General features: G+C 70.9%; 20 protein-coding genes. 11 read left to right on the top strand and 9 right to left on the bottom strand.

All coding sequences use genetic code 11. The features are described from left to right. Window positions 1-46: 46 nt before the first annotated feature. From MTS1_RS12330 to MTS1_RS12340, 3 genes are all read left to right on the top strand, one after another. Window positions 47-1057 (top strand): LLM class flavin-dependent oxidoreductase, encoded by a 1011-nt coding sequence (locus MTS1_RS12330; protein ID WP_023954316.1) that lies wholly within the window; start codon window positions 47-49, stop codon window positions 1055-1057. After that, window positions 1054-2706: an alpha-amylase family protein gene (locus MTS1_RS12335; protein WP_023954318.1), complete on the top strand. Its 1653-nt coding sequence runs from the start codon at window positions 1054-1056 to the stop codon at window positions 2704-2706. The genes MTS1_RS12330 and MTS1_RS12335 overlap by 4 nt, the downstream gene beginning before the upstream one ends. Before the next feature lie 224 nt (window positions 2707-2930). After that, entirely contained in the window at window positions 2931-4559 is a 1629-nt protein-coding gene (locus tag MTS1_RS12340; RefSeq protein ID WP_023954320.1) for a hypothetical protein, read from the top strand. Here MTS1_RS12340 and MTS1_RS12345 read toward each other — a convergent pair. Together MTS1_RS12345 and MTS1_RS12350 are read right to left on the bottom strand one after the other, a co-directional pair. Beyond that, window positions 4551-5612: a HAMP domain-containing sensor histidine kinase gene (locus MTS1_RS12345; RefSeq protein ID WP_023954322.1), complete on the bottom strand. Its 1062-nt coding sequence runs from the start codon at window positions 5610-5612 to the stop codon at window positions 4551-4553. The genes MTS1_RS12340 and MTS1_RS12345 overlap by 9 nt on opposite strands. Before the next feature lie 51 nt (window positions 5613-5663). Beyond that, window positions 5664-7361 carry a PAS domain-containing sensor histidine kinase gene (locus MTS1_RS12350; RefSeq protein ID WP_023954324.1) on the bottom strand — a complete coding sequence of 566 codons (1698 nt, stop codon included), beginning with the start codon at window positions 7359-7361 and terminating at the stop codon, window positions 5664-5666. Window positions 7362-7585: 224 nt separating this feature from the next. On the opposite strand from MTS1_RS12350, the gene rplM reads away from it, so the two are divergent. The 3 genes from rplM to glmM are packed head-to-tail and all read left to right on the top strand — an operon-like array spanning window position 7586 to window position 9920. Next, window positions 7586-8032 carry a 50S ribosomal protein L13 gene (gene rplM / locus MTS1_RS12355; protein WP_023954326.1) on the top strand — a complete coding sequence of 149 codons (447 nt, stop codon included), beginning with the start codon at window positions 7586-7588 and terminating at the stop codon, window positions 8030-8032. Window positions 8033-8061: 29 nt separating this feature from the next. Further along, on the top strand, window positions 8062-8553 hold the full coding sequence (gene rpsI, locus MTS1_RS12360) for a 30S ribosomal protein S9 (protein ID WP_023954328.1): 492 nt from the start codon (window positions 8062-8064) through the stop codon (window positions 8551-8553). Between the two features lie 5 nt (window positions 8554-8558). Next, on the top strand, window positions 8559-9920 hold the full coding sequence (gene glmM, locus MTS1_RS12365) for a phosphoglucosamine mutase (protein ID WP_023954330.1): 1362 nt from the start codon (window positions 8559-8561) through the stop codon (window positions 9918-9920). On the opposite strand, the gene MTS1_RS12370 is transcribed toward glmM, so the two are convergent. Then, complete coding sequence (locus MTS1_RS12370; RefSeq protein WP_023954332.1) at window positions 9913-11115, bottom strand: NAD(P)/FAD-dependent oxidoreductase; 1203 nt, start codon at window positions 11113-11115, stop codon at window positions 9913-9915. The genes glmM and MTS1_RS12370 overlap by 8 nt on opposite strands. A 422-nt stretch (window positions 11116-11537) precedes the next feature. Between MTS1_RS12370 and MTS1_RS12375 the strand changes: the two genes are divergently transcribed. Beyond that, the gene (locus tag MTS1_RS12375) at window positions 11538-13502 is read left to right on the top strand and encodes an endo-1,3-alpha-glucanase family glycosylhydrolase (RefSeq protein ID WP_023954334.1); all 1965 of its coding nucleotides are present in this window, start codon (window positions 11538-11540) and stop codon (window positions 13500-13502) included. A 16-nt stretch (window positions 13503-13518) separates the two neighbouring features. On the opposite strand, the gene MTS1_RS12380 is transcribed toward MTS1_RS12375, so the two are convergent. After that, complete coding sequence (locus tag MTS1_RS12380) at window positions 13519-15021, bottom strand: polysaccharide biosynthesis tyrosine autokinase (RefSeq protein WP_023954336.1); 1503 nt, start codon at window positions 15019-15021, stop codon at window positions 13519-13521. Window positions 15022-15120: 99 nt separating this feature from the next. Here MTS1_RS12380 and MTS1_RS12385 point away from each other — a divergent pair, with 99 nt between their 5' ends. Then, window positions 15121-16632, top strand: a complete 1512-nt coding sequence (locus tag MTS1_RS12385; protein WP_023954338.1) for a hypothetical protein — start codon at window positions 15121-15123, stop codon at window positions 16630-16632. On the opposite strand, the gene MTS1_RS12390 is transcribed toward MTS1_RS12385, so the two are convergent. From MTS1_RS12390 to MTS1_RS12405, 4 genes are all read right to left on the bottom strand, one after another. Then, window positions 16564-17550: a GDP-L-fucose synthase gene (locus MTS1_RS12390; protein WP_023954340.1), complete on the bottom strand. Its 987-nt coding sequence runs from the start codon at window positions 17548-17550 to the stop codon at window positions 16564-16566. The two genes, MTS1_RS12385 and MTS1_RS12390, sit on opposite strands and share 69 nt — an antisense overlap. Continuing rightward, window positions 17538-18563: a GDP-mannose 4,6-dehydratase gene (gmd, locus tag MTS1_RS12395; RefSeq protein ID WP_036304794.1), complete on the bottom strand. Its 1026-nt coding sequence runs from the start codon at window positions 18561-18563 to the stop codon at window positions 17538-17540. Before gmd ends, MTS1_RS12390 begins: the two co-directional genes overlap by 13 nt. Window positions 18564-18700: 137 nt before the next feature. Continuing rightward, window positions 18701-19801, bottom strand: a complete 1101-nt coding sequence (locus MTS1_RS12400; protein WP_023954344.1) for a glycosyltransferase — start codon at window positions 19799-19801, stop codon at window positions 18701-18703. Beyond that, complete coding sequence (locus MTS1_RS12405) at window positions 19798-20334, bottom strand: DapH/DapD/GlmU-related protein (RefSeq protein WP_023954346.1); 537 nt, start codon at window positions 20332-20334, stop codon at window positions 19798-19800. Before MTS1_RS12405 ends, MTS1_RS12400 begins: the two co-directional genes overlap by 4 nt. A gap of 121 nt (window positions 20335-20455) precedes the next feature. On the opposite strand from MTS1_RS12405, the gene MTS1_RS12410 reads away from it, so the two are divergent. Genes MTS1_RS12410 through MTS1_RS12420 form a run of 3 tightly spaced genes read left to right on the top strand, consistent with a single transcriptional unit; the run spans window position 20456 to window position 23146 of the window. Beyond that, a complete protein-coding gene (locus MTS1_RS12410; protein ID WP_023954348.1) occupies window positions 20456-21727 on the top strand; it encodes a hypothetical protein in 1272 nt (423 codons plus the stop codon). Then, window positions 21720-22424: an isoleucine patch superfamily protein gene (locus MTS1_RS16160; protein ID WP_023954350.1), complete on the top strand. Its 705-nt coding sequence runs from the start codon at window positions 21720-21722 to the stop codon at window positions 22422-22424. Before MTS1_RS12410 ends, MTS1_RS16160 begins: the two co-directional genes overlap by 8 nt. Further along, window positions 22421-23146: an SGNH/GDSL hydrolase family protein gene (locus tag MTS1_RS12420; RefSeq protein ID WP_023954352.1), complete on the top strand. Its 726-nt coding sequence runs from the start codon at window positions 22421-22423 to the stop codon at window positions 23144-23146. Before MTS1_RS16160 ends, MTS1_RS12420 begins: the two co-directional genes overlap by 4 nt. Before the next feature lie 12 nt (window positions 23147-23158). On the opposite strand, the gene MTS1_RS12425 is transcribed toward MTS1_RS12420, so the two are convergent. Then, on the bottom strand, window positions 23159-23878 hold the full coding sequence (locus MTS1_RS12425; RefSeq protein ID WP_023954354.1) for a CDP-alcohol phosphatidyltransferase family protein: 720 nt from the start codon (window positions 23876-23878) through the stop codon (window positions 23159-23161). Window position 23879 lies beyond the last annotated feature (1 nt).

Below are 23879 nucleotides of genomic sequence, written 5' to 3' on the forward strand. Positions count from 1 at the left end.
CGGGCAACCGGAGGTCATCGGCTCCACGCGGCCGAAAGACTGGGGCATGGCCTTCATCGGATATCACGCTTCGCACGAACAGCTCGCGCCCAGCGCGCTCCTGGAAGCCGTCATCGCGGCTGAACGCGTCGGCTTCGACGGGGCGTTCAGCGCCGACCACCTTGCGCCCTGGACCCCGCGCCAGGGCCACTCGGGCAACACGATCGCCTGGCTCGGGGCCGCACTGGCCTCGACGCGATTCCCCATCGGGTCGGTCTCGACCCCCGGTCAGCTTTACCACCCTGTCGTCAGCGCGCAAGCGATCGCCACCCTCGCCGAGATGTTCCCGGGCCGCTATTTCGCCGCCCTCGGCAGCGGCGAGCTGCTCAACGAGCACGTCACCGGCGCCGCGTGGCCCGCGAAGGACGAACGAACGGCGCGCCTGGGGGAGTGCGTCGAGGTCATGCGCGCACTGCTGGCCGGCGAGCGGGTCGATCACGACGGCCGCATCCGCGTCCACGAAGCACGCCTGTGGAGCCTGCCCACCGGGCCGGCGACCCTCATGGCCACCGCCGCCTCACCCGAGACCGCACGCTGGGCCGCCGGTTGGGCGGACGGGCTCGTCACCGTCGGCACCAGCCGCGACCAGGTCGCCGAGATCGTCGACGCGTACCTGGATGCCGGAGGCCTCGGGCCCACCTGCCTTCAGGTGCACATCGCGCTCGCCGGCTCGAGGGAGGAAGCCGCCGCGCTCGTACGCGACCAGTGGCTGCACGGGGTCGTGACGCCGCCGGAGGCCTGGGACATCGCGCAGCCCGAGGACTTCGCGGCCCGGGCCGGCGACCCCAGCGACGCCGAGCTCGCCGAGCACGTGCTCATCGCGGACGATTCCCCGAGCGGCGTCGCCGACCTGGCCGATCGTCTCGCCGAGCTCGTCGAGACCGGCTTCGACCGGCTCTACATCCACGAGATCTCGCAGGACCAGCGGGCCTTCCTCGGCGAACGGGCCAGTGCTCTCCTCGGAGCCCTGCGCGAACGACTGGGCGCTGAGACCCAGGTCGCGGGAGGTGCCGGATGAGGATTTCCGACACGAGCGACCTGTGGTGGAAGAACGCCGTGCTCTACTGCGTGGACGTCGAGAAGTACCTCGACGACGACGGCGACGGTGACGGCGACCTGCAGGGCCTCGCCCGGCGACTGCCGTACCTCGCAGATCTCGGCGTGACGTGTCTGTGGCTCATGCCCTTCTACCCGACGCCCGGGCGCGACAACGGCTACGACGTGTCGGACTACTACGGGGTCGATCCGCGGGTGGGATCCCACGGCGACTTCGTCGAGCTCATCCGTACCGCCGAGGACCGCGGCATCCGGGTCATCGTCGATCTCGTCATGAACCACACCTCCGATCAGCATCCGTGGTTCCTCTCGTCGCGCGAGAGCCGGCAGTCGCCCTACCGCGACTTCTACGTCTGGCGGGACGAGATCCCCGACGACCCTCGCGAGACGCAGTTCCCGGGCGAGGAGGACGGCGTCTGGGAATGGGACGACAGGACCGAGCAGTACTACCTCCACAGCTTCTACGCCCACCAGCCCGACCTCAACGCCGAGAACCCGGCCGTGCAGCGCGAGCTGGCCAAGATCATGGGGTTCTGGCTGCAGCTGGGGGTGTCGGGCTTCCGAGTGGATGCGGTTCCGTCGTTCGTGTCCTCGCCCGAGCGCCGCGAGCCGCAGCGCGATCACGATGTCCTGCGCGCGCTGCGCCGCTTCGCCCAGCGCCGGTCGAGCGATGCGATGCTCGTGGGCGAGGTCAACGTCCCCCATGACGAACAGGCCGCGTACTTCGGCGCCGACGGCGACGGCGAGCTGCACATGCAGTTCGACTTCGCGAGCAACCAAGCGCTGTACCTCGCCCTCGCGCGGGAGGACCCGGAGCCGCTGCGCGCCTCGCTCGCGGGCCGGCCGGACATCTCGACGATCTCGCAGTGGGCCAACTTCGTCCGCAACCACGACGAGCTCACCCTCGATCAGCTGTCGGATGCCGAGCGCGAAGAGGTCTTCGCGGCATTCGCGCCCGAGGAGTCGATGCAGGTCTTCGGCCGCGGAATCCGGCGCCGGCTTCCACCGATGCTCGGCGGCGACCCGCGTCGTATCCGCCTCGTGTACAGCCTCCTGTTCTCGCTGCCGGGAACGCCTGTGCTGCTCTACGGCGAAGAGATCGGCATGGGCGAGAACCTCGAGATCGAGGAGCGCGACGCGGTGCGGGTGCCGATGCAGTGGCGTCCCGACGGCGGTTTCTCGACGGCGCCCGTGGGCGCCCATCCGCTGCCCGCGCCGGACGGGCCCTACGCGCCCCAGCACGTGAACGTCGAGACGCAGCTTCTGGCTCCGGACTCGCTGTTCACGTTCGTGAAGGGACTCGCGCAGACCTATCGGCAGTCTCCCGAGATCGGCTGGGGCGACCTCGAACTGCTGCCCGTCACCGCTGCATCCGTGCTCGCCCACGGCGCCCGCACGAGCGGGAGCCGCTTCGTGGCCGTGCACAACTTCGCCGGCGAACCCGTCTCGTTCGACGTCGATCTCGGCGGTGAACCGTCCGGGACCGAGCTCGTCTGTCTGGCGTCCGGCGAGAGCTGGCTGCTCGACGGTGCCATCGTCTCGATGGACCTCGACGGCTACGGGGCGCGCCGTCTCCGCGTCACCCGCCCCGGGGACGGACGCCTTCGCTGACGGGTGAACCGGCGGGTGAATTCCGCGCCCAGGACCGCTCCGCGGCGACGCTCACGATCAGGATGGAGACGGGGACGGCGAGGGCGTGGGGCGGACGGCTGGGGGGACCGTCCGCCCCTGCGTCGCATTGCCACCTGGCGATCGTCACGGCGGGGGGGCGAACTCGGCCGGGCCCGGCTGCGGCATCAGCCGGCCCGCCGGTAACGTGAGCGCGTGGAGCCCGCATGACGACCTGGTGGAGCGCAGTCTCGGGCGGCGGCTTCTACACGCGCTGGAGCGCCGCCGTGTCGCTGCTGGTGGCGGGGATCTTCTCGGTGCCCTCCGTCGGTGGCGTCGGCATCGAGGCCTATCTGCGCGGAGCGGCGGTGGCCGCCCTCGGGTGGGCGGTCCTGGCGGCGCTGCTCGTGCCGGTCGCCGTCGCGGAACGCCGTATGTCGTCGCGCGCCGGCCGCGGCGCGCTGGTGCTCGGCGCCCTGCTTGTGGTGGCGACGATGCGATCCTTCGTCAACGACGCGATCAGCTCGGCGCTGTTCGGCATCGTCCCGAGCGGACCGATGCCGTCGCGTATCGCGACCAACCTCGTGACCGCCGTCGCGCTGCTGTCGATCGTCGCGGTCATCACCTCGCGGCACGCCGCCTCGCGTGCCGCCGCCGACCGGCTGCGCGCCGCCCTCGCGCGGGTCGCGAGCGCGGAGGCGCGGCGGCAGCGCATCGCGGCGGAGGCGAGGGAGGCGCTCGTGAGCGGCATCGCGATGCTCCGCCGCTCGCGTGAGCGGATGCTCGACGGTCCCGTCGACTTCGAGGCCGTCCGCGCGTTCTCCGAAGACGTCCGCGGACTGAGCCACCGCGTCGACCGGTTGCTGCGCTCGTACGACGACGACGGACCGCTCGAGCCGCCCCTGCCGGACGACGCGGACGCGCCGCTGTCGATGCGGCTGGTCGCCCCGCCCTGGCTCAGTGTCGCCCCGCTCTACGCGCTGGCCTGTTTCCCCTACGCCGTCGCGGCCGGCGGAGCGGGGGTGGGGCTCGCCGGTCTCGTCGGCGGCATCCTCGTCGATCTCGTCGCCGGCGTCGCCGTGCGTCGCTGGGCCCGTCCCCCGCGTCCCGCCGCGTTCGTGGCCGTCTGGACCGCCGCCGGGGCCGGGATGAGCGTCGTCACCTACCTCTTCCTGCCGCGCATCGGGGTGCTCGGGCTCGTGCCGGTGCTCGCGGTCCCCGTCGTCGCGGTGCTGGTCGGTCTCTGCCGCGACGCCCTTTCGCGGGCCGGAGCCGACGAGCGTCGTGCTGCGGGCGGACTCGCGGAGGTGGCCCGTGAGGCGGCCGAGGTCGACGAGAGCGCACCGGTCCGCCGGGGTGTCGACGTGCTGCACCGCCCACAGGGTGCGTGCGTCGTCTTCGCGGCCCGCGCCGACGAGCGCGCCCCGACGCCCGACGAGGTCGCGGACTTCCGGAGCCGCACGGAGGCTGCGTTCCGCGCGATCCTCCACGCCGGATCCGACGAGAGGATGCCGCCGGGCGAATCGCTCGACCGCCTGATCGAGGCGTGGGCGCCGGCCGTCGCGGTCACGCAGCGGATCGACGACGCCGTCCGGATGCGGCTGCGCGACCCCGAGACCGCCGAGCGCGTCGTCTCGGTCGTCACCGAAGCGCTCGTCAACGCCGTCAAGCACTCCGGCGCGCGGCGCGCTCAGGTGGTCGCGCGCGTCACCGGCTCGGGATCGCTGCTGCTGCGGGTCGCCTCGCCGGGCCGCCTCGCCCCTCGTCCCGGACGTGGCCTCGGGACCATCGGGCGGCGCGTCTTCCAGGACGGCGGCGACGTCGTCCTCGAGACGGTCCTCCCGGCGTCACGGTGAGGGCGCCAGGCGCAGGGTGACCGTCGTCCCGACCCCCGGGGTGCTCTCGATGGACGCCTCGCCGCCGAGTCGTCGTGCGATGTCGCGTACGCTCGCGAGTCCGACGCCGGTGCCGCCGTCGCCGGGGTCGGAGAGCCGTCCCCGGCGGTACGGCTCGAAGATCGTCGCGAGGTCGGCCGGATCGATGCCGCGCCCGCTGTCGGCGACCGCCACGACCGCGGCATCCGGCTCCTCCGACACCGAGATCACGATCGCGTCCTCGCTGTACTTCGCTGCGTTGTCGATGATGTTCGCGAGCGCGCGGCGCAGCAGGGCGCGATCGGTCGACACGCAGGCGTGCCCGGCGCCGCGCACATCCACCCGTTCGTTGACGTCTCCCGGGAGCACGAGCTCGGCCGCCTCGCGGGCGAGTGCCAGCAGCTCGGTCTCCTCGCTCTCGTCGCCGTGACCGCCGCGTACGTGCGCGGACAGCTCGCCCACCATCGCGATGATGTGGTCGGTGACGTGTGAGACGTGCTGCAGCAGGCCCGCCTGAGCTTCGGGGATCTCGTCCTCGAGCAGATCGACATACCCGCGCAGGGCCGTGATCGGCGAGAGGAGGTCGTGGGCGAACGCGCGGAGGAAGCCGTCCTTCTCGTCATCGATGCGCTTGGCCTCGCTCAGATCGCGCACGATCTTGACGAACCCCGCGGGTGCGCCATCCTCGTCGCGGACGGCCGTGATGAGCACATGCGCCCAGAAGAGCGAGCCGTCGCCGCGGACCCGCCAGCCGGTGTCCTCGACCGATCCGTCGGCGCGTGCGGTGGCGAGCAGCCGCTCCGGACGGCCGCGTTCGCGGTCCTCGGCCCGGTAGAACCGCGTGAAGGACGTGCCGATGACGTCCGCCGCGGCGTACCGCTTCAGTCGCTCCGCCCCGGGGTTCCACGACCGCACCACGCCCGCGTCGTCGAGCTCGACGATCCCGACCGACGTCACCTGCGCCGCCCAGTCGGTCGCGACGCCGGCGAAGGCGGCCTCGGCCGCAGGGGCGTGGCCATAGGGGGAAGGGCTCATCGTCGTCGTCACCTCGAACGGGCCGAGTTGTCGAGAGTCTCAGCGTCGGGATCATTCTCCTGTCGCGACGAATGTCCCGCCCGGACTTGACACCGGGGCGTCGTGCGCCCAGTCCGTCGGCGAGGGGGCCGGCAGGACGATGGCCATTGCGGTGCCGCCCGACGCCGAAGCACCCACTCGCACGCGCCCCCCGTGCGCCACGACCGCATTGCGCACGACGGAGAGTCCGATGCCGAAGCCCTGGATCGCGTGCTGGCGGGCATACTCGGTGCGGTAGAACGGATCGAACACCCGGGTCCGTTCGAGGGAGGTCAGCCCGGGCCCGCTGTCGCTGACGACGATATGGATGCCCGTGTCGTCCACGCGCTGGCCGATGACGACGGCGGAAGCGGGTGGGCTGAACTTCACGGCGTTCACCATCAGCTCCTCCAGCGACTGGCGGATGCGGACGGGGTCGAGCAGGACGCGCTCGTCGGTCGCCCCGATCTGCTGGATCGAGCTGCCGCGGCGCTCGGCCTGCGGCGTGACGGCACGCACCGCCGAGGCGATCAGGTCGCTGAGGGTCACGGGGCGCGGCGACACCTCGGTGTCGGTCGAGGCAGCGGCGAGGAGCTCGTTGATCCGGTCCGTCAGCACGAGGACGTTGCGCTCGACGAGCGAGAGATAGCGGGTCGCGGTCGGATCCTCCGGCCGGACCCGTTCGGTGAGGAGGTCGAGGTAACCGGTCACGCTCGTGAGCGGCGTGCGCAGCTCGTGCGACACCGTCCGCAGGAAGTCGTGACGGATCTGCGCGGCGTCGGCCATCTCGGTCACGTCGTGGGCGACGACGAGTGTTCCCAGCAGCGTGCCATCGGTACGACGTACCCGGTCGGAATCGGCCAGGATGGCGCGCTGCTCCGCCATCGGACCGACCCATTCGACGGTCTCGCCCACGCTGTCGCCGCGCAGGGCGCGCGGGATGAGCTGTTCGCTGTGGGGCACCGGCGTGGTCCGGTCGGCGGCGAGGACGGCGTCGCCGGCGTAGGGCGCTTCGTCGAGAGCGAAGCCCATCGCCCGCGACAGGTCCTCGGCCGTGCGGTTCGCCAGGACGAGGCGGCCGGCATCGTCGTACAGCGCGACGCCGCTGCGAACGTTGTCGAGCACCGTGCGCAGGACGAGTTCGTTGTCGTGCGCCTGCGCGAGCGCGCGGGCGCGCTCCTCGTGCGACGCGCGGAGACGGCGGGCGTTGCGACGCAGATGCTGGGCGGCGATGTTGACGACGACGGCCACGGCCAGGATGAGCCCGGGCAGGGTGAAGACGTTAGCCCATTCCAGCGGCGTCGCGGGCCAGCTGCCGCGGACGAGGAAGGGGAGCGAGGTCATGAAGGCCGCGCCGCCCACTGCAGCGGTGAACGCCACCGGTGGGAAGCCGTACGCGATCCAGAGGATCGGGAAGATCGCGAGCATGCTCACCCCGGGGAGCAGCCAGACCACTTCGGTGCGCAGGAGTGCGACGGCGACGATGTCGGCCATGGCCACGGCGATCAGCCAGGACGACGAGAACAGCTCCCACGGGACGAGCGTGCCGGCCATCGACGCCACGATGACGAGGACCACCGCGGCGCCCACGAGCGGCGACGAGAGCGAGACCGGCGCGCCGACGGCGAGAGCGGCGAGCACGACGAGCGTGCCGATCACGAAAGGCAGCTGCGCTCGGGTGAACACCCGGATGCGACCGGCGCGCGCACGCTGCGGTTCGAACAGGGGCATCCGGGGTCTCCGATCGAGGGTGCATGAGAGATCGAGGACGGCCCGGGGGGACAGGCGCGGCTTTGATAACGTCGACCGATAGCGTACGCTGTCTCTTTGGTGCGCATGCCACGCAGGCGTGTCGCCACGAACGTGAGCCCTCCACTGGCGTGTTCGTCTCGGACGAACCACCCCGGAGCGGGATTCACGAACTCCTCCGTTCGAATCAAGAAAGCAGCACTACTGTGACGCGCACTTTCACCCCCAAGGCTGGCGAGATCCAGCGCGAGTGGCTGGTCATCGACGCAACCGACGTCGTCCTCGGCCGTCTCGCCTCGCACGCCGCCGTCCTCCTTCGCGGCAAGCACAAGGCTTCCTTCGCTCCCCACGTCGACACCGGTGACTTCGTCATCGTCGTCAACGCCGACAAGGTGGCGCTGACCGGTCAGAAGCTCCAGAAGAAGATGGCTTACCGCCACTCGGGCTACCCGGGTGGTCTCAAGGCCGTCTCCTACGAGGAGCTGCTCGAGAAGAACCCCGTCCGCGCGGTCGAGAAGGCCATCCGCGGCATGCTCCCGAAGAACAGCCTGGGCCGCCAGCAGCTCTCGAAGCTCAAGGTCTACGCCGGTGCCGAGCACCCGCACGCTGCGCAGCAGCCCACCACCTACACCTTCGACCAGGTCGCCCAGTAAGCGCCGCGAAAACACTCAAGGAAACACTGATGGCGAAGATCGCTGACTCCCTCGAGGAGACCCCCCAGAACTACTCGACCGAGACGCCCGCCTCGGAGGCTGCTGCAGCCGCCGCGCCCCGTCCGGTCCTCTCGGTTCCCGGTGCCGCCGTGGGCCGCCGCAAGCAGGCCATCGCCCGCGTGCGCCTCATCCCCGGTTCGGGCACCATCACGGTCAACGGGCGCACCCTCGAGGACTACTTCCCGAACAAGCTGCACCAGCAGCTCATCAACGACCCGTTCACGGTGCTCGAGCTCGCCGGCTCGTACGACGTCATCGCGCGCATCTCCGGCGGCGGCCCCTCGGGTCAGGCCGGTGCGCTGCGCCTGGGCATCGCCCGTGCGCTGAACGAGATCGACGCCGAGAACAACCGCCCGACTCTGAAGAAGGCCGGCTTCCTCTCGCGCGACGCGCGCGTCAAGGAGCGCAAGAAGGCCGGTCTCAAGAAGGCGCGCAAGGCTCCTCAGTACTCGAAGCGTTAAGCTCCGTGGCGCTGTTCGGTACGGACGGTGTTCGGGGGCTGGCCAACGGCCCCCTCACCGCCGAACTCGCACTCACCCTGGCCCAGGCGACTGCCGTCGTCCTGGGCCAGGGCCGCATCGCGGAGGCGCGCAAGGCGGCCGGCAAGCGGCTGACCGCGGTCGTGGCGCGCGATCCTCGGGTCTCGGGGGAGTTCCTCTCGGCGGCCGTCGCGGCCGGCCTCGCCTCATCGGGCGTCGACGTGCTCGACGCGGGCGTCCTGCCCACTCCGGCCGCGGCGTTCCTCGTCGGTGACATCGACGCGGACTTCGGGGTCATGGTGTCGGCATCCCACAACCCCGCTCCCGACAACGGCATCAAGATCTTCGCGCGCGGCGGCGTCAAGCTCCCGGACGAGGTCGAACGCCGAATCGAAGAGGCCCTCACGGGCCCCAAGCTCCAGCCCACGGGCGCCGACGTCGGCCGCATCCGGGTGTTCGCCGACGCCGAGGACCGCTACGTCGTCCACCTGCTCGGCTCGCTGCCGCACACGCTCGACGGCATCCACGTCGTCATCGACTGCGCGCACGGCGCGGCGTCCGGGGTGTCCCCGCAGACGTTCCGCGACGCCGGCGCGAAGGTCACCGTCATCGGTGCCGACCCCGACGGCCTCAACATCAACGACGGCGTCGGGTCGACCCATCTCGACCGGGTGGCCGCCGAGGTCATCCGCACGGGGGCCGACATCGGCATCGCGCACGACGGCGACGCCGATCGCTGCCTCGCCGTCGACGCTGAGGGTCGCGTCATCGACGGCGACCAGATCATGGCCATCCTCGCGGTGGCGATGAAGCAGCGCGGACGCCTGCCCTTCAGCACCCTCGTCGCGACGGTCATGAGCAACCTCGGACTGCACCGCGCGATGGCCGAGCACGGCATCACCGTCGAGCAGACCGCGGTCGGCGACCGCTACGTGCTCGAGCGCATGACTCAGGGCCGCTTCGGTCTGGGCGGTGAGCAGAGCGGGCACGTCATCATGAGTCGCTACGCGACGACCGGCGACGGTCTGCTGACCGGGCTCCACCTCGCTGCCGAGATGGCACGCCAGGGCAAGACCGCGGCCGAGCTCGCGTCTGTCATGACCGTCTATCCGCAGGTGCTCGTCAACGTCCGCGAGGTCGATCGCGAGCGTGTCGCCAGCGACACGGGCGTCCAGGATGCCGTCGCCGCAGCGACCGCGCGCCTCGGTGATTCCGGTCGCGTGCTGCTGCGTGCCTCCGGTACCGAGCCGCTCGTGCGCGTCATGGTCGAGGCCACGACGGAGGACGAAGCCCGGGCCATCGCCGACGAGCTCGCGGCCGTCGTGGCCGACCGCCTCGCGCTCAGCTGATCCGGCCGCGCAGATCCGCCGTGCCGGTGGGCGACTCGGCCAGCACGAGGCGTGCGGCATCCGTGGCGCCGGCGACGTTCCAGAGCAGCACGCCCACCGGCGCGCCCGTCTGGTCGCGGTAGTACACCACCGTTCGCGGGCCCGATTCGTCCTGGCCGACGTCCACGATGAGCGTGTCGAGATCGGGGTCGAGGGTGCCGACGGCCTCCCACCGGACGCCGAACACCTGAGAGTAGAAGTACGGGGTGTGCCGGTAGGCCTCGCCGCTGCCCGCCATCGCCCGCCCGGCCGCGCGGCCCATCTCCTGGGCGTTGTCGACGTGCTCGACTCGGGTGCGGCCGAGCAGGCGGTCGGGGTACGAGGCGATGTCGCCCGCCGCCCAGATCGCATCATCGCTGGTAGCCATCAGCTCGTCGACCACGACGCCGTCGGCGACGGTGAGACCGGCGGCTTCGGCGAGGTCCGTCACGGGCGAGACGCCGAGCCCGAGCACGATCGCGTCGCCGCGCAGGCGCGACCCGTCGTCGAGGAGGATTTCCAGAGCGTCGTCCGCTGACGCGCCCTCAACGACCTCGGCGACCCGACGTTCCGCGACCAGCCGGACGCCGGCCGATCGGAACAGATCCTGGTAGCGCTCGGCCAGTTCGGGCGGAAACGTGCCGTCGCCGAGCGCAGCGCTCGGGAAGACGAGGTCGACCGCGACGTCGTTCTGCACGAGCGCAGCCGCGAGCTCGGCGCCGATGTAGCCGCCGCCCACGACGACGATGCGCCCACCCGCGGCGGCGAGCTCGCGCAGCCGGCGGTAGTCGTCGGCTGAGCGGAAGAAGAGCACCCGGTCGCTGTCGGGCGCATCGATCTCGTGCGGACGCGAACCGGTGGCGAGGAGCAGCCGGCGGTAGCCGATGCGCTCGCCGGCTTCGTCCTCGACCGTGCGCCCGTCGCGGTCGATCGCGGTCACGAGCGTCCGCAGCCGGATCTCGGCGCCGGTGTCGTCGGCCGTGCCGAGCGGAACCTGGTCCCAGGTGAAGTCCGGGTCGGTCCACAGCTTCTTCGTCAGCGCGGGGCGCGTGTACGGTTCGTCGACGTCGGCGCTGAGGATGCCGATCGTGCCGCTCTCGTCGAGTTCGCGGATGCCGCGGGCGGCCGCGTCGGCGACCATCCCGCCGCCGACGATCAGATAGTCGTAGCTCTGCATCGGGCCACCGTAGAGCGCGACGGCCCATCGATCCCACCGCCTGCCGCGCCCGCGGCGGAGGCGTATGATTCGCCGCCGGGGTCCACTGTCCGGACGCTCTTCCCCAATCGCGTCCGGACAGTGAGACTATCCGACACGCCGGCCCCAAACCGGCGAACGGATCCGAGTAGCGGGTCTCATCGGATGTCGACCCGGTCGGCCTCGGAACGATCTTCAGAGTATTGCGTCGCGTCGTGTGAAACGAGGGCTTCGGGCAACGTTGAGCCAACGTTGCGGTTGCCTTCGCATGGCCTTGCGCTTCGGGAAGACGCCGGGGCATTTGGTGCGGTCGATGCTTCGTGGCACACTCGTGGAGATTGCTGGGGGAGGGACTTGGCGGGCGGTAAGCGCTCGTCAAGGTGATTGTTACCCACGAGGAAGACATGAAACCCGACAATCAAGATCCCCACAGCTCGCGCCGACGACGTTCGGGGCGAGCAATTCTCGCGACCCTGTCCACACTCGCACTGCTGCTCGGCGGAACCACCGCGGCTCACGCGTCGGGCGGCCACGTCGCCGCAGCGGCGACGCCGCGCCCGGTGACGGTCACTCTGTCCACGAGTGATACGGCCACCGTCTCGGCGCGCACGCCCCGGACCGTGCTGGGAACGCAGCCGCTCAGCGCGACCTCGACGCAGGACCGCAGCTATGCGCGCTTCACGTTGCCGGCCGATGTCGACACCACGCGTCCCGTCTCGGCATCGCTGTCTCTGACGGTGAGATACTCGACCGCGTCGACGGCCGGTGTCGACGTGTACGCCGAGCGCGGCTCGTGGGCCGGAGCGACTCTCACCTACGCCACCCGACCCGCGGAGTCGGGTGACCTGCTCGCCGGGTCGACAGCGACGGCGCGTGCCGGCTCGTCTGTGACGGTGCCTCTCGGCGACGTCGCGCAGGTCGCGCAGGACGGCCAGCTGTCGGTCCGGCTGGCCTATCGGCAGAAGAGCGTCTCGACCACGTTCTTCCGCACGGGAGACAAGGCGCCCTCGTTGCGGTTGACGTACACGCCGAAGCCGGCCCCGGCCCCGGCCCCGGCCAGCGGGGCACGGATGGTGTTCGCGCACTACTTCCCGCCGTACCCGATCTCGATCGACAATCGGCCCGCCGACACCGACTACTACACGCGCAACTATCTGAGCCCCGATGGAGAGAACGGCAAGCATGCCGAGTACGGCGGGCTCCTGCGCGACCGTCCGCTCGGCGTCGCGCCATCGAGCTCCTCGTCCTGGAAGGTCGACAACCTGCGGCGCGAAGTCGCTCAGGCTCAGGGCGCCGGTATCGACGGGTTCACCGTCAACATCATGAGCGTCAGCGGCAGCAACTGGGACGCCACGAAGAACCTCTTCACCGCGGCCGAACGGCAGGGCGGCTTCGCCGTGGTGCCGATGGTCGACGCCTCAGCGTCGGTGGCCGCGGTATCCCCCGAGACCGTGGCGGACCGCCTGGCCGAGCTCTACCGGTCGAAAGCGGCTTTCCGCGTCGGAGACCGGATGCTCCTGTCATCCTTCGCCGCCGAGAAGCAGAGCGTGGAATGGTGGTCGCGGATCATCCAACGACTGCAGCGCACGCACGGTGTGCAGGTCACCTTCCAAGCCGTTTTCCTCAATCCCTCCGACGCCAACATGTCCGCCTTCCGCGCGATCGCCGACGGCTACGGCAACTGGGGTGTGCGCACTCCGTGGCACACGGCGAACGGCCCCGACTACGCGGCACGTGCCAGGGCTCTCGGGAAGACCTGGATGGCGCCGGTGTCGGTGCAGGATTATCGTCCGCGCGCGGGCGTGTTCGCCGAGTCGGGCAACACCGACAACCTGCGGGCCTCATGGCGCCGCGCGATCGATTCCGGTGCGCAGTACGTGCAGCTCGTCACGTGGAACGACTACAGCGAAAGCACGCAGTTCGCGCCGTCGGCCGACCACGGCGATACGTTCCTCGACATCAGCCGGCCGTACCTCGACTGGTTCCATGCCGGGGCGGAGCCGAAGGTGACGCAGGATCAGGCATTCCTCGTGCACCGTACGCAGTTCGCCGGCGCTCGTCCGAGCCTCGGTCACACGCTGGCCACCCCCACTCTCGGCGGCACGTCGAGCACGCCCACCGACGAAGTGGAGGCTGTGGTGTATCTGACCGCGCCCGCCACTGTGACCGTCACCGTGGGAGGCACCGCCACGCGATTCGACGCTCCCGCCGGTCGATCGGTCTACACGGTGCCGTTGCGACAGGGTGCGGTGTCGGCGAGCATCGATCGTTCCGGCAAGCGGGTGATCTCGCTGACGTCGCCGTACCGCGTCGTCGGCACGCCGCGTGTGCAGGACCTCAGCTACTACGGGGTCAGCAGCCTCGGCTGACGCGCTGCACGACGGATCAGCGGCGCCCCGCTGTCGAGGTCTCCGAGCGGAGCCCGTCGGCGGCGGGGCGGCTCCCGTCACCGGCTCCGGAGACGCGCGGCACGCGCGATTCGCGCGAACTGTTGCGCGTCGACGTTCGCGAGCCGTCCGCCCGTCCCTCTCGTCCGCTCTCCGGCACCATCGAGTACGTCGAGTAGCTGCGGCGGTCGGCTCGCGTCGGACGCGCCAGGTTGAGCACCGCCCCGTGGATCGTGGCTCCGACCGATGCCAGGCGCGCAACGGCGCGGCGCACGTCGCGCTCTCGGGCGCGCCCGGCACCGACGACCAGTACGGCGCCGCCGAAGACACGCGCCAGGACGGCGGCGTCGGTGACCGGATGCACCGGCGGCGCATCGATGATGACGATGTCATGGGCCGACCGCAGGCTCTCGAGCAACTCGAGTGCGCGCTCGGACTCGAGCAGCTCCGACGGGTTGGGTGGCACGGGGCCGGCCAGCAGGACGCGGAGCCGGTCCGGGCCCCAGGCGACCAGCGCGTCATCCAGCGTCGCCTCCCGCGCGATGACGCTCGTGAACCCGAGGTCGGGCGGGAGATCGAGGATGCGCCCGAGGCTGGGGCGGCGCAGGTCCGCCTCGACGAGACAGACCGACGCGCCGGTCGCGGCGAATGCCACCGCGACGTTCGCGGCGGTCGTGCTCTTGCCCTCGCTGGGGACCGACGACGTGAAGACGAAGACGCGGTGATCCTGCGATGCCTGCACGAAACGCAGATTCCCGCGCAGGCGGCGGTAGTCCTCGGAGCGCAGCGACTGCGGGGCCGACATCAGGGCGAGGGGCGCGCGTTCGGCGGTGCGATCGGTGCTCACCGTACCGATGATCGCGGCGTCCGCCGCCTCTTCAGCCTGCTCGACGGTGCGCACGCGCGTGCCGAACGCCAGACGCAGGAGCACGACGGCGGCCGCGGCGACCAGGCCGCCGAGCGCACCGAGGATGACGAGCATCGGGATATGCGGAGCGGAGGGGAGGTTCGGCGGAACCGCGTTCTCGATGACGCGCAATCGAACCGGCGAGGTGCCGTCGACCTGGGGTGACAGTGTCGGCACGACCTCGGCGAGTTTGGCGGCGACGAGGTTGGCGATGCGCGCCGCTTCGCGCGGGGATGCGTCCACGGCCGAGATCGAGATCATCGAGGTGTTCAGCGGCACCGAGGTCGATACTCGGGAACGCAGCTTGGCGGTCGAGTCGGGCAGCCCGAGCTCGTCGATGACCGGGGCGAGCACGATCTCCCGCGTCGCGACGGTGCTGAGATTCCGTGCCTGCTGCTGAGAGAAGTTGCTCCCCTGGGCGAGTTCGCCCGTCGTCGAGCTCCCCGTCACGGCGACGAAGACGTCGGCTCGCGCGGTGTACTCCCGCGGCACCGTCCAGGCGTATGCGAGCCCGATCGCGGCGCCGAGCGCCGTCAGCACGACCACCGTCATCCAGTGGTATCGGATCACCCGTAGAACACGGTTGGACTCCATAGCGTCCCCCATTCGCGCGTCGACGAATCGACGCGGCCCCAATATGCCGCGTGTGACCACGCGGACCCCCGTCTGCCATGATATGCGAGGGGGAGGCTCGTGGGGAAGCAGACCGGAACCATCGGCGACGCGGTTATCCGCGGTGGCGCCGAGTCGTCGCTGCGCGGTGGCGCGCGGATCGCCCTCGTCGCGCTGTCGATCGGTGTGCTCAGCATCGTGCTGCCGGTCGCCCTCGTCTCGGACATCCCTGACCGGGGACGCAGCGAGGCGTGGATCATCACGCTGCTGATCATGATCTACGGCGGCGTCCGGCTCTCGGCGTCGTGGGTGTCGGGGCGTCCTCACCTGTTCGACTTCTTCTTCTGGGTTTTCGCCTACATCTTCATGGGGCTGGCGCCGACGGCGCAGATCCGTGCCGACGCCGTCTCGACGACGACCCCGGGCATCGATCCGGCGTTCGACCTCCCTACGGCGGGGATCGTCGCGCTGGGCCTCGGCTGCTACGAGCTCGCTCGCGCCGCCTGGATCCTGCTGCAGCACGTACGTCCGCCGCGAGCGGCGGGCGTTTCCCGTCCCGTGAGCGCGGCCCGAGCGATCGGACTCGCCGTCGTCGGGCTCGGTATCAGCGCGTTCTTCGTCGCCCAGCTCGGTCCCGCGGCCGCCCTCGGCAGCCGCGAAGCGGCCTTCGCCGCGCGTGAGGCGCGCTGGCCGGACCCGGCTCTCCGCGCCGTCATGTACGCCGCGTCGGTCTACCCGTTGCTCATCGCGACCGGGGCGCTGGCCCAGCTTCGACGAGTCGCCCGATCCCGAGCGGGTCGCGTCGGCTTCACCGTCGCGGCTCTCGCCGCCGCGGTCGTGCTCCTGCTGATCGTCAACCCGATCGCGAGCGCCCGTTACACCTTCGGAACCGTCGCGGTCGCCCTGGCCGTCTTCGCCGGCGCCGTCGCCACCCGTTCCCGGGCCCGCCTGACGATGCTGCTCGCGATCGCGGCCTTCCTGTTCCTCTTCCCGATCGCCGACGCGTTCCGCACCGACGAGGTGCGGGTGAATCGCACCAGCTTCTTCGGCGAGTACCTCGGCAATCCCGATTACGACGCTTTCTGGCAGGTCGCCAACTCGCTCGCCTACTGGCTCGACGGCCTCGTCGAGCCGGCGCGACAGTTCCTGGGCAGCATCCTGTTCTGGGTTCCCCGCGCGGTCTGGCCGGACAAGCCCACCGACACGGGCATCGTCCTGGCGGAGTATCGCGGGTACAGCTTCGACAACCTCTCAGCGCCGATGTGGGCCGAGGCGATGGTCAACGGCGGCATCGTCGCTGTCGTGGTCGTGTTCATCGCGCTCGGCATCCTGCTGCGGGCGATGGACGTCAGGATCGCGACCGCCTTCGCCTCCGGCGGCGTCTGGGCCATAGTCGGTGCGGTGCTCCCGGTCTACATGACCATCCTCATGCGAGGCTCGCTGCTGCAGGCGACCGGTGCGACGACGGTGATGGTCGCGTGCCTCCTCCTCGTCGCCGGGCGTGGTCGTCCGCCCGGCGACGAGTCAGGCGGCGCGGAGCTCGGCGTGGCTGCGGCGGTACCAGGTGACCGTGCGGGCCAGGCCCCCGCGTAGTCCGACGCTCGGCGCCCATCCGGTCGAACGCAGCAGCGAGATGTCCAGCAGCTTCTGCGGCGTGCCGTCGGGCTTCGTCGTGTCCCAGCGCGTCTCGCCGTGGTAGCCCGTGATGTGCGCGATCTGCTCGGCGACCTCGCGGATCGTCGTGTCCTGGCCCGTGCCGATGTTGACGTGCGATGCGCCGTCGTAGTGCTCCATCAGGTGCACGATCGCCGAGGCGAGGTCGTCCGCGTGCATGAACTCCCGCCGCGGCGTGCCCGACCCCCAATTGGTCACCAGCGGGCTGCCGGCGGCGGCTGCCTCGTCGTAGCGGCGGATGAGCGCGGGCAGGACGTGCGACCCGAGCGGCGAGAAGTTGTCGTTCGGGCCGTAGAGGTTCGTGGGCATGACCGAGATCCAGGGGAGCCCGTACTGTCTGCGCACGGCCTGGACATTCAGGATGCCGGCGATCTTCGCGATGGCGTAGGCATCGTTGGTCGGCTCCAGATGGCCCGTGAGCAGGCTGTCCTCGCGGAGCGGCTGCGGAGCGAGCTTCGGGTAGATGCACGACGATCCGAGGAACACCAGCCGCTCGACTCCCGTCTCGCACGCCGCGTCCATCACGTTGGACTGAATCCGGAGATTGACGCTCAGGAAGTCGACCGGGTACGTGCTGTTGGCGAGGATGCCGCCCACCTTCGCCGCCGCCAGGACGACGTAGCGCGGGCGGTGCGTGCGGAAGAAGCGGAAGACGTCGCCGCGTTCGGTCAGATCGAGGTCGGACGAGGCGCGGGTCAGGATCCGATCGAAACCCTCGGCCTCGAGACGACGGACCACCGCGCTGCCGGCCAGACCTCGATGCCCTGCGACGAAGAACGTCGCATGACGATCCAGGCGGCGAGGTGCGAACGAGCCCTCGTCGATCACGCTGCCCATCCCGAGAGGGCGACCGTGTCGATCCACGGCCGGCCCGCGAACTCGAGGGCCCGGATGTCGGCGTCCACCATGATCCGCGCCAGCTCGAGCGGGCCGACCGTGGCCTTCCAGCCGAGCTTCTCCTCGGCCTTGCTCGGGTCGCCGATCAGTGCGTCGACCTCGGTCGGACGCAGGTAGCGCTCGTCGAAGCGGACATGGCGTCGCCAGTCGAGACCGGCGTGGGCGAAGGCGGCCTCGAGGAAATCGCGCACGGTGATGCCGATGCCGGTCGCGAGCACGAAGTCCTCGGGCTCGTCGGCCTGCAGCATCCGCCACATCCCCTCGACGTACTCGGCGGCATATCCCCAGTCGCGGACCGCGTCGATGTTGCCGAGGTACACGTGGTCCTGGACACCGAGCTTGATCGCCGCGACGGCACGGGTGATCTTGCGCGTCACGAATGTCTCGCCGCGGCGTGGCGACTCGTGGTTGAAGAGGATGCCGTTGACGGCGAACATGTCGTACGCCTCGCGGTAGTTCTTCGTGATCCAGTAGCTGTACAGCTTCGCGGCGGCATAGGGCGAGCGCGGGTAGAAGGGCGTGGTCTCGCTCTGCGGCGGGGGAGTGGCCCCGTACAGTTCGGAGGACGACGCCTGGTAGAAGCGGGTCTGCACACCCGACATGCGGACGGCATCCAGAAGCCTCACCGAACCGGTGCCGGTGGTGTCGGCGGTGTGCTCGGGCTCGTCGAACGAGACCCGCACGTGCGACTGAGCGCCGAGGTTGTAGACCTCGTCGGGCTGGATCTGCGCGAGCAGAGTCGTCATCCGAACGCCGTCGCTGAGATCGCCGTAGTGGAGGAACAGCCGTGCCCCCACCTCGTGCGGGTCGACGTACAGGTGGTCGATTCGCGATGTGTTGAACGTCGACGCCCGGCGGACCAGGCCGTGGACCTCATAGCCCTTCGCGAGCAGAAGCTCGGCGAGATAGGAGCCGTCCTGGCCCGTGATACCGGTGATGAATGCACGCTTCATGAGCGTTCTCCCCCAAAGCCTCGGCGCTGCAGCCCCGTCGCGCGACCCGAGCGGACCCCTCCGCTCGGCGCGTGCCGATCCCCAAATCGACGGTGGTGCGAGTATAGGGACGCCGAGCTCCTCACCACAAGCGCGCGTCACCGCGCATAGAGCTCGACGAGCCTCTCCGCGATCGCCGGCATCGTGAACCGCTCGCGCGTCATCATCCGGCCGCGCTGTCCGCGCCGGTGCGCATCCGCCGGGTCGGCGAGCAGCCGGCGCATCGCCGTGACCAGAGAGGAGAAGCCGCCGTCGGTGACGAACCCCGCCTCGGCGTCTCGTACGGCGGCCGCGAGCCCGCACGTGTCCGTGACGACGACCGGCAGACCCGCCGACATCGCCTCGAGGACCGACATCGGATAGGGCTCGTCGACCGCCGGGAGCACGTAGCCGCTGGCCCGCCGCATCCGCTCTCCGGTGCGGGCGGGCTCCAACGCGCCCTCCCAGCGAATGCGCTCGCCGTGTCCCGAGGCTTCGATCGCGGCACGGACGGCGTCGCCCTCGCCCTCGTCGGGGCCGACGAGGCGGAAGCGGGCGTCGGGGAACTCCGGCGCCAGCCGTGCAGCGGCCTCCACGAACTGCACCGGCCGCTTGCGAGCGGCGAGCCGGGCGAGGTAGAGCAGCTCGCGTCCCGTCGGGGAGGCTGCGGGTGCCTCCGGAACGCCGTTGGGCAGCTCCACCAGCCGCGCACGTCCTCGGCTGATGGTTTCGAGGGACGCGCGTTCCCGGGCGGTCAGGTAGGTCACGGCGCGAGCCGAAGCAAGCGCCGGACGAGTCAGCGCTGCGTCGAAGGGGATCGCGAGCGCATTCGCCGACTCGTCGATCATCCCGTGCGTCTGCAGCACCGTGGCGACCCCGCGTGCACCGGCGACGCGGGCCGCGGGCAGGGTGACGAGATCACGCGCAGCGTGCACATGCACGATGTCGAACTCACCGACGTGGCGCCGCAGCGAGCGCAGCAGCGCGGGTGACCCGATGCCCGCGAACCCGATGCCCGGGATCAGCGTGCGGGCGGGGAACAAGCGGGCGGGGATGCCGTCGACGTCCGAGGGGAGCGAGTCGTACCCGCGTGCTGCTCCCGCAATGACCACGTCGTGGCCCAGACCCCGCAGCGCTGCGAGCTGATTGAGTGCGACCCGCACCGGCCCGCCGTACTCGCCGTGCGGGCTGACGAGAGTGACGACGCCGAGAACCTTCACGATCGCACGATCGCGGCGGGTGCGAGCACCGTCGCCCCGGCGGGCACGTCGCGAACCGCGAGAGCGGTCGCTCCGATCACGGCGTCGGCGCCTACCCGGACCCCCCGCAGCACCGTCGCCCGTGCGGCCACCCAGGCGCCGTCCTCGACGACGATCGGCGCGTTGTCGAACTCGAAGGTGGGGGATCGGCGGTCGTGGCTGCCGGTGCACAGCAGGGCGCCCTGCGAGATGCACACGTCGTTGCCGATCGTGACCGGCTCGAGGTTCAGGATCCAGACGCGCTCGCCGACCCAGGTGTCGTCGCCGATCTCGAGCTTCCACGGCCAGTGGACGCGCACGCCAGACCGCAGATTCACGCCGCGTCCGATGCGAGCGCCGAAAGCGCGCAGCACCGCGATCCGCACCGGCACCGGCACGAACCACGGCATCACCGCGATCGCCGATGCGAGCTGCCACGCCGCCTGCCAGACGGGCCCTCGGCCCTTGTCGTATCCCCTGCCGCTGAAGCCCGCCAGCCGTCGCCGTTCCCCCATGGCGCCTCATCGTACACACGGCTGCGGGATCGGTTGGAGACAGATGCGGGGCCGATGCGGTACCGTCTCCTCCGAACGGGCAGGCGTGGGGACGCGGCTCGGATTCGGGGGTATCGGGGGAATGTCCGACGTGCGGCGGCGACTGCGTCGTCTCTCGGGCGGGCTCGGCAGGATGTCGGGTTTCGCCCTGTCCATCGGGCTGCTGGCGATCGCGTCGTTGGCGGCCATTCCGGTGATGATCGCGGCAGAGGGCGATCGCGGTTGGGGTGCGATCGCGCTCGGACAAGCCGTGGGGGCCATCGCCGCCGCCGCGATCGGATTCGGCTGGGGTGTCTCGGGCCCGGCCCGCATCGCCGTCGCCGACGAGCCGTCGCGCCGCACGGCGTACATCGAGTCGGTCCGGGCCCGGCTCGCCCTCTTCGTCCCGATCGTCCTGGCGACCAGCCTCGCCGCAGCCGCGATCGCACCGCAGTCGTCGGGCCTGGCGGCGCTCGGAGCCGTGACGGCGGCGGCAGCCGGTGTGTCGGCCAACTGGTACTTCGTCGGACGCGGGGCCCCGTTCTCGCTCCTGCTCGCCGAAACGCTGCCGCGCGTCGCGGGTACCGGCGTCGGCATCGTCCTGATGCTCGGCGGCGGGGGAGCCGCGGCGGGGCTGGCGGGCATGCTCGGCGGCATGATCGCCGCGTTCGGATGCTCGACCGCGTGCATCCTCGTGTCATCTCGACACCACCGCGCATCCGCGCCGCGTCCCGCGAGACTGCTGCGAATCCTGGCCGATCAGCGTCACGGCATGGGGTCGGCGCTCGGATCAGCCGTCTACATCGCCCTTCCGGTCGTCGTCGTATCGATCGTCGCCCCGGCGGCACAACCGGTCTTCGCTCTCGTCGACAAGTTCCAGCGGCAGGTCGGCGTCGCCTTGCAGCCGGTCATCACGGTCGCCCAGGGGTGGGTGCCCCGGCGGGACGGGGCCGAGAGCGCCGCGCGGGCACGGAGCGTCCTGCTCGTCGGCGGCGGGATGTCGCTGGCGATCGGCCTCGCGGTCGTGATAGCGGGGGGTGCGGCGCTGGGCTGGCTCGGCAACGGCGAGATCGAGGTCGTGCCGGTGGCCATCGTCCTCATGGGGCTCTTCGTCGCGGTCAACTTCTTCGAGTCGCTCGTCGCCAAGGCGCTGCTGCCATCGCTCGGACGCCTGCGCATCGGCGCGCAGGCCACGCTCGTCAGCACCGTCGTCGTCGTCCCGCTCGTCGCCCTCGGCGCCATCCTGTGGGCCGCGCCGGGCGCTCTCGGGGCTGTCGTGGTGGGGCTCGTCACCCGCGGCGCCGTCGAAGCGGGTGCGGCCTCGCGCACCATCCGATCCAACAGAACCGTCATCCGGGAGGAGATCGATGCCTGACAAGGTTCGCGACCTGTTGAGGCTCGCGCTGTGGCTGCTGCCTGCGAGCCCTCTGAAGAATGCGCTCCTGCGCCGCGCCGGTCACCGCATCCACGCCACTGCGCGGGCACGGGCGAGCATCGTGTGGCGCGTCGCGTCATTCGAACTCGGGCCGGGGGCCTCGTTCGGTTCGGCGAACGTGGTGAAGAACATGAGCGAGATCCGGCTGGGACGTGATGCGATGCTCGGTCGCTGGAACCTCGTCTCGTCGCACCCCGTCTTCATCCGGCATCTGCCCGGCGGGGGGCGCCTCGTGCTGGGTGATCACGCGAAGATCACCAGCCGCCACCAGCTCGACTGCTCCGGGTCGCTGACGCTGGGAGCCTTCGCCTCGCTCGCCGGACACCAGAGCCGGGTGATGTCGCACAGCGTGGACCTGCGGCGCAATGCTCAGGCCGCGTTCCCGGTCACCATCGGAGAACGGTCGTTCGTCGGCACACGCGTGCTGATTCTCGGCGGCGCCGTGCTTCCGCCGAGATCCGTTCTCGGCGCGGGATCGGTCCTCACGCGTGCCCGCGGCGTACCCGACGCGGGGCTGTGGGCGGGCGTGCCGGCCACCCTCCGCGGCGCCGTGTCGGGCGCTTGGTTCGACCGGGACGAGACCTCGACCCACGACGTGTGGATCCCGGCGACCGACGAGATCGTGACCGGACGATGAGCTCCACCCGGCGCGTGGGGCGCGGCGGCGCACGCTGGTGGTCGGCCGACTGGGGAGGGATGCCTGTATGGGCTGTCGCCCTCTCAGCGCTGGCGATCGGCGGCGTGCTCGCCGGCGGCGCCGCGCTGCGGCCGAGCTCGGCCGTTGACGGCGCTCCTGATCCGATCGTGGTGTTCCTCGGGGATTCGTACACTGCCGGTACCGGAGCGTCCGACAAGTCGCTCGGGTGGGCGAGTCTCGTCGGCGAAGCCGAGGGCTGGCGGGTGCGCAACCTCGCGCGTGGCGGTACGGGCTACGGCGCGCGGGTGACAGGCGAGGGCGCGCCAGCGGCGTGCGGCCGGGACGAGTGTCCCACCTTCGGCGAGATGGCTCGCGAGGGCGCGGCCCTCGTGCCCGACATCGTTGTGGTGTCCGGCGGACGCAACGACGTCGGCGGGTCCCCGGTGGATGCCGAGGTCGCCGCGTTCTTCGACACGGTCGCGGCCGTCTACCCGGAGAGTCGCGTCTACGTCACCGACGTGCTGTGGCATGACGACGCGCCGGAGGGCGTGCAGCAGCTGTCGGAGCTCGTACACGCCGACGCGCAGCGAGTCGGGGCCACCTGGCTCGACATCGGTCAGCCCTTGGCGGGCGGCGACGGTCTGCTGGCGCCCGACGGGGTGCATCCGAGCGACGCAGGGCACGAGGCGATCGCACGGGCAGTCATCGCGGCGCTGCGCTGATGAGCCTCGGGTCTAGAACGTCCGTGGCGAGACGGCGTCGATCGGCGCAGACAGCGAGCGGAACCATTTGCGAGTGAGCAGCACCGTGACACCGGCGGTGGCCAGCAGCAGTGCCGCATAGACGATGACGAAGACCTCGGGCGTTCCCCACAGGACGAATGCGACGGCGAGGACGCCGTAGTCGGCGGGCAGGAGGAGCACGGCTCGGAGCGTCGACGGCGGTGGTGCGGCGCTCGAGCGCGGTGCCAGCAGTGCGTAGAGCGTCAGACCCGAGAAGAGCACGACCGACACCAGCGCGTACGCGAGCGGCAGGAGCATCCACGCGCCGCCGGAGCGACCGCCCGCGGTGAAACCGATGAGCACGGCCGCATGCACGCCGACCATCTTCCCCGCATCGACGACGTGGTCGAGCCACTCACCGGCGCGCGACGATGCGCCCGTGAGGCGGGCGACCTGGCCGTCTGCGGCATCCAGCGCGAAGCCGACGACCAGCAGCGCCGAAGCGGCGACGCCGCTCGCGACCGTGGCAGGCACGGCCCCGATGACGACGAGGCCGGCCACGGTCGCCAGCGCGGAGACCGCCGTCACCGCGTTCGGGCCGATCCCCGCCGAGGCCGCCGCAGCGGCGAAGACCCGCCCGAGCGGCCGATTGACCCACCGCGAGTACAGCGAGACGCCTCGCTTGCCCTTCTGGGCCTGTCGCAGGCTTCCCCAAGCGTCGCCGAATCGCATT

Source organism: Microbacterium sp. TS-1 (assembly GCF_000509385.1).
In the GTDB taxonomy this organism is placed as follows: domain Bacteria; phylum Actinomycetota; class Actinomycetes; order Actinomycetales; family Microbacteriaceae; genus Microbacterium; species Microbacterium arborescens.